Here is a 5,551-nt window from a genome sequence, read left to right as displayed (position 1 = left end):
GCCGGTCGACCCCTTCGGGGAGATTCTGGAACGGTGCGGAGAAACGACGAAATCAGCCCGTCGATAAAAAGGCCGCCGACGCCGTGCCGAGGGAGGCGGGCCGAAAGCGCGCCCGCGTCATCGCGTCGGGCACTCGGGTTCCGCCGGCGCGGCGATTCGCGGCGAGGGGCGTTCCCTGCCGCGCGCGGCGGATGACGCCGCGAAGGACCGGATGATGGTCCCGGTGAAACACCCGCGACGAAAGAGAGCATTCACGGACCGAAAGTGATCGCGTGCGGTCACCTTCGGTCGGACCCGCTCACCGAGGCGGCGGGAAGCGCGAGGGACGGGGTCGGCACCCGTCCCGACGAGGACGGGTGCCGACCCGGGATTCCGCCTACCGGACGTCCGCCTCCATCGCGCGCACCAGGCTCGTGGGCCGCATGTCGATCCAGGACTTCTCGATCGCGTCCAGGCACTCCTGACGGGATCTCTCCGGGCCGTCCGCGTGCCAGCCGCCGGGTTGGTCGAGATGTGCGGGCCACAGGGAGTGCTGTCCCTCGTCGTTCACCAATACGACGAACCGAGCCGAGTCGTCGTCGAAAGGATTAACCATGGCCGCTCCACCTTCCCTCAGTTTTCCGTTTCTTCTCGCCGTACGGGCCCCGGTAAAGCGCGGGGCGGCACAGCCCTGTCCCTATTCGCATCATCGTCAGAGTACAACAGCCGACTTCTTCGGACGGAAAGACTGCCGGGAGGCCGACGATTGGCCGGTTTCACCTGTTGGGGGTACGAACTTCCTCCTGACCTGATTCAGATCGAAGAACCGGGGTATATAGGCCCCGGCGGCGACGGACATATTTTCGATTACCGGGTGCACCCCGCCCCGAACTGCGCCTTCTTCGACGGCGGCGGAGCGGACCGGCCAGGCCGTAGATAAATGCCAGGGCATCGCATCACGTAAAGCTCGCCGCCTTGGCGCCCGAAACGACGGCGCGGAATCGGCGGCGCTCGTTAATGGCCAAATCCGTACATCGGTAATCGACCGGGCGGCATCACGGATTATTCGGCAAGAGCGGCTGGCATAGGCCACCGGATTCGGTGATTCCGCTCCGCGGGGAATTCGCACGTCACAGGTGCGCGCCAGGAAATGCGCCGTGCGGGCGCCGGGTGCCGCGCGCCCCCCGCGCGCCGGTTGCACTCGGGGCACGGGAGGGGCGCGTGAGGGGCGTGGGAGCTGAGATCTACGACCTTGCGCGTACGGCGACGCGGACGCGCGTAGGCGGACTGCTCAGCATTCCTGGTACGCGCGGCGACGCGCGACCGCCGGACCGGCCGGACGGCCCGGTGCGGCCCGGTCCGGTCCGATGGGTCGTCGGCGGCAGCGGCAGCGGCAGCGGCAGCGGCAGCGGCAGCGGCAGCGGCAGCGGATGAGCGTCACCGCCCGCGCGGTGTCACCAGGCGGAGGGGGCGTAGTCCTTCAGGAAGCAGCCGTAGAGATCCTCGCCGCGTTCGCCCCGGACGACGGGGTCGTAGACGCGGGCGGCGCCGTCGACGAGGTCGAGGGGGGCGTGGAAGCCCTCGGCGGCGAGCCGGACCTTGTCGGGGTGGGGCCGTTCGTCGGTGATCCAGCCGGTGTCGACGGCGGTCATGAGGATGCCGTCGGTGTCGAGCATCTCCTGGGCGCTGGTGCGGGTGAGCATGTTGAGCGCGGCCTTGGCCATGTTGGTGTGGGGGTGGCCGGGGCCCTTGTAGCCGCGGCTGAACTGCCCCTCCATGGCGGAGACGTTGACGACGTACTTGCGGCGCGCCGCGGCGGCGGCCATGGCGGGCCTGAGCCGGCTGACGAGGACGAACGGCGCGGTGACGTTGCAGAGCTGGACTTCGAGGAGTTCGACGGGGTCGACCTCGCCGACGGTCTGCACCCAGGTGTTGGTGGGGTCGAGGTCGGGCACGAGCCCGCCCGCGTCGATGGCGGTGCCCGCTTCGATCCTGGCGAGCGAGGCGGAGCCGCTGACGAGCGCGAGGCCGGTGACGTCCTGCGCGGTGAGGGCGTCCTCGCGGCGCGGGGCCGGGAGCGCGGCCGCGGTCTGCGCGCCGCTGCCGAAGGCGCCGAAGACCTCGGAGGCGGGCAGTTCGCCCGCGGGCAGCGGCGCGGACTCGGCGGCGACCAGCTCGCGGTAGGCGTCCGGGGAACGGCGTACGGTCTGGGCGGCGTTGTTGATCAGGATGTCGAGCGGGCCCGCCGCCGCGACCGAGTCGGCGAGGGCGACGACCTGGGCGGGGTCGCGCAGGTCGATGCCGACGATCTTGAGCCGGTGGATCCACTCGTCGCTGTCGGGCATGGCCTTGAAGCGGCGGACGGCGTCGTTGGGGAAGCGGGTGGTGATCGTCGTGTGCGCGCCGTCGCGGAGCAGCCGCAGCGCGATGTACATGCCGATCTTGGCGCGTCCGCCGGTGAGCAGCGCGCGGCGCCCGGTGAGGTCGGTGCGCGCGTCGCGGCGGGCCCGGTTCTCGGCGGCGCACGACGGGCAGAGCTGGTGGTAGAAGGCGTCGACCTCGACGTAGCGGGTCTTGCAGACGTAACAGGAGCGGGGCCGCTCCAGGATGCCCGCGATCTCCGTGCTGACGGAGGTGGTGAGCTGGATGCCGAGGGTCTCGTCGTCGATCCGGTCGGCGGCGCCGGTCGCGGTGGCCTCGGTGACGGCCTTGTCGTTGGCGGTCTTGGCGGCCCGGCGCTCCTGACGGCGGCGCTGCTTCACCGACCGGTAAATGCCCGCGGTGGCCCGGCGTACGGCGATGGCGTCGGGGTGGTCGACGGGCAGCGTGTCGAGTTCGCCGAGTACGGCGAGGCAGACCGCCATCCGCGCGGGATCGATGCCGGGCACGTCGGCGAAGCCCTCCACGGCCTCCGCAGCGTCCACGGCCTCCGCGCCGTCCGCGTCCTCGGCATCACCGATCGGTTCCTCGTAGGCCCCGTGGCCGTGAAGGTCCTGCGTTGTCGCCGTCATCCCGCCGCTGCTCTCTCCGTATGTGCCCATGCGATGCCCCCGCGTGCCCCGCCCCGGCCGAACTTTACGTTTGCACCGGTAGCAGCTCCAAACCCGGCCGCAGGACCCGGCGGTACCCTCGGGTCGTTTCCGCCGCGCAGGAGCCGCACCTGGAGGTCCGTTGAGCGCCAGCAGCCCGCTCGCCGTCCCGTACGACGCGCCCTTCGGGGTGCGCAATCTGCCGTACGGGGTGTTCAGCACCGCCGACGAGCCCGCCGCGCGGCGGATCGGGGTGGCGTACGGCGATCACGTACTGGACGCGGGGGCCGCGGCGCGGGCGGCCGGGGCTCCCGCCGATCTGGCCGCCGCGCTCGGCGCGGACTCGCTCAACCCGCTGCTGGCCGCGGGCCGTCCGCTGTGGACGCGGGTCAGGGCGGCGCTGACCGCGTGGCTGACCGACGACACCTACGCCGACGCCGTCGAGCCGTGCCTGCTGCCGCGCGCGGAGCTGACGATGCACCTGCCGTTCGAGGTGGCGGACTACGTGGACTTCTACGCCTCGGAGCACCACGCCGCGAACATCGGCCGGATCTTCCGGCCGGGGTCCGAGCCGCTGACCCCGAACTGGAAGCATCTGCCGATCGGTTACCACGGACGGGCGGGCACCGTCGTGGTCTCCGGCACGCCGGTGGTCAGGCCGTGCGGGCAGCGCAAGGCGGCGGCCGATCCGGCGCCGGACTTCGGCCCCTCGCGGAAGCTGGACATCGAGGCGGAGCTGGGCTTCGTGGTGGGCGCGCCCTCGCCGCTCGGCGGCCGGGTGGCGCTGGCCGACGCGGACGCGCACGTCTTCGGGGTGTGCCTGGTCAACGACTGGTCGGCGCGCGACCTCCAGGCGTGGGAGTACGTCCCGCTCGGCCCCTTCCTCGGCAAGTCCTTCGCCACGTCGGTGTCGCCGTGGGTGGTGCCGCTGGCCGCGCTCGCGCAGGCCCGTACCGACCCGCCGGTCCGTGACACCGAGCCGCTGCCGTATCTCGACGACCGCGCGGCGCGACCGCCGTACGGCCTCGACATCGCCCTGGAGGTACGGCTCAACGGGCATCTGGTGTCCCGGCCGCCGTTCGCCGCCATGTACTGGACGTACGCGCAGATGCTGGCGCACATGACGGTGAACGGCGCGAGCCTGCGGACCGGGGACTTCTTCGCCTCGGGCACGGTCAGCGGTCCCGACAGGGAGACCAGGGGCGCGCTGATGGAGCTTGCCTGGAACGGCGAGGAGCCGCTGGAGCTGCCGGACGGGACGCGCCGGTCGTTCCTGGAGGACGGCGACGAGGTGGTAATCAGCGCCACCGCGCCCGGCCCCGGCGGCGCGCGGATCGGCCTCGGCGAGGTCGTCGGCCGCGTCGAGCCCGCCCGCCCCTGACACACACCCGCCTTCAGCGGACCGCGCCCCCGGACCGGCCGCGCCTCTAACAGACCGGTCGCCGCTTCCGCCGCCGCCACTCCCGTGTCCGCCTCACCTCTCCCATCGCTCTCCCCCGTACGGCGCAATCCCATCCGGCACAGCCGGTTCACACGTGCTTCCGTGTGAAGGAGCATGCGGAGAGCAGAAGACGCATGGCCAAGAGCGGGACGAGCTACAGCCGGTCCATACGGCGGCCGGCGGGAAGCGGGAATCCATGGCGACACGTGCACGCTCAGGACTTCTGGGCGAACTGTCGGCGGAGTTCGTCGGGACGATGATCCTCATTCTGATCGGTGTCGGCGTCGTGGCCCAAGTCGTCGGCGGCGGCGCGCTGACCGATCCGAAGGGCGGTCTCGGCGACCATGACAGCATCGCCTGGGCCTGGGGGCTCGGCGTCACCCTCGGTGTCTACGTCGCCGCGCGACTCAGCGGCGCGCACCTCAACCCGGCGGTGACGCTGACGCTGGCGGTGTTCAAGGGCTTCGACTGGAAGAAGGTCGCCCCCTACGCGCTGGCGCAGACCGCGGGCGCCTTCGTCGCCGCGCTGCTGGTGCGCTGGAACTACTCCGAGATCCTGGGCCACGCCGACCCGGGCCACACCATCAAGACGCAGACGGTCTTCGCCACCCTGCCGGGCAACGGCTCGCTGACGGCCGGTGTCCACGAGTGGGGCGCCTTCCGCGACCAGGTGATCGGCACGGCGATCCTGCTGATCCTGATCCTCGCGGTCACCGATGTGCTCAACACCGCGCCCCGCGCGAATCTCGGCCCGTTCATCGTCGGCCTGATCGTGGTCGCGATCGGCATGGCGTACGGCGCCAATGCCGGTTACGCGATCAACCCGGCGCGTGACCTCGGCCCGCGGCTGGCCAGCTACATCACGGGCTACAGCACGGCGTGGCGCGACCAGTGGGGGAATCTCTACTTCTGGGTGCCGATCGTCGGACCGCTGATCGGCGGCGTCCTCGGCGGCGCGATCTACAAGATCTTCGTCGGCCGCTTCCTGCCCGAGGCCCCGCCGGAGCCCCCGGGACGCGCCCCCGCCTCCGAGCCCGCTGCCGAGGTCTGAGCCCGCGGGTCCACGAGGTCCGTACACCCCCGCGGTCCGTACGCGGGGGTC

General features: G+C 71.6%; 5 protein-coding genes. 3 read left to right on the top strand and 2 right to left on the bottom strand.

Annotated features, from left to right (window positions below; genetic code table 11):
- Positions 1–376: 376 nt before the first annotated feature.
- The gene (locus ACIQCJ_RS29015) at positions 377–595 is read right to left on the bottom strand and encodes an MbtH family protein (protein WP_188285961.1); all 219 of its coding nucleotides are present in this window, start codon (positions 593–595) and stop codon (positions 377–379) included.
- 614 nt (positions 596–1,209) lie between these two features.
- On the opposite strand from ACIQCJ_RS29015, the gene ACIQCJ_RS29010 reads away from it, so the two are divergent.
- Positions 1,210–1,413 carry a hypothetical protein gene (locus tag ACIQCJ_RS29010; RefSeq protein ID WP_402713006.1) on the top strand — a complete coding sequence of 68 codons (204 nt, stop codon included), beginning with the start codon at positions 1,210–1,212 and terminating at the stop codon, positions 1,411–1,413.
- Between the two features lie 20 nt (positions 1,414–1,433).
- Here ACIQCJ_RS29010 and ACIQCJ_RS29005 read toward each other — a convergent pair whose 3' ends face one another.
- A complete protein-coding gene (locus ACIQCJ_RS29005) occupies positions 1,434–2,843 on the bottom strand; it encodes an SDR family NAD(P)-dependent oxidoreductase (RefSeq protein ID WP_355333601.1) in 1,410 nt (469 codons plus the stop codon).
- Positions 2,844–3,150: 307 nt separating this feature from the next.
- On the opposite strand from ACIQCJ_RS29005, the gene fahA reads away from it, so the two are divergent.
- Together fahA and ACIQCJ_RS28995 are read left to right on the top strand one after the other, a co-directional pair.
- Positions 3,151–4,389: a fumarylacetoacetase gene (gene fahA / locus ACIQCJ_RS29000; protein ID WP_402713005.1), complete on the top strand. Its 1,239-nt coding sequence runs from the start codon at positions 3,151–3,153 to the stop codon at positions 4,387–4,389.
- Positions 4,390–4,645: 256 nt separating this feature from the next.
- Positions 4,646–5,500 (top strand): MIP/aquaporin family protein, encoded by an 855-nt coding sequence (locus tag ACIQCJ_RS28995; protein WP_355333260.1) that lies wholly within the window; start codon positions 4,646–4,648, stop codon positions 5,498–5,500.
- Positions 5,501–5,551 lie beyond the last annotated feature (51 nt).

This window comes from Streptomyces sp. NPDC093221 (assembly GCF_044753885.1).
Lineage (GTDB): Bacteria > Actinomycetota > Actinomycetes > Streptomycetales > Streptomycetaceae > Actinacidiphila.
This window is presented reverse-complemented; position numbering and strand designations above follow the sequence as displayed.

Excerpts from the sequence above, each read along its gene's own strand:
- ACIQCJ_RS29005 (WP_355333601.1), bottom strand. The coding sequence starts at position 2,843 with ATGGCGGTCTGCCTCGCCGTACTCGGCGAACTCGACACGCTGCCCGTC.
- ACIQCJ_RS29015 (WP_188285961.1), bottom strand. The coding sequence starts at position 595 with ATGGTTAATCCTTTCGACGACGACTCGGCTCGGTTCGTCGTATTGGTG.
- ACIQCJ_RS28995 (WP_355333260.1), top strand. The coding sequence starts at position 4,646 with ATGGCGACACGTGCACGCTCAGGACTTCTGGGCGAACTGTCGGCGGAG.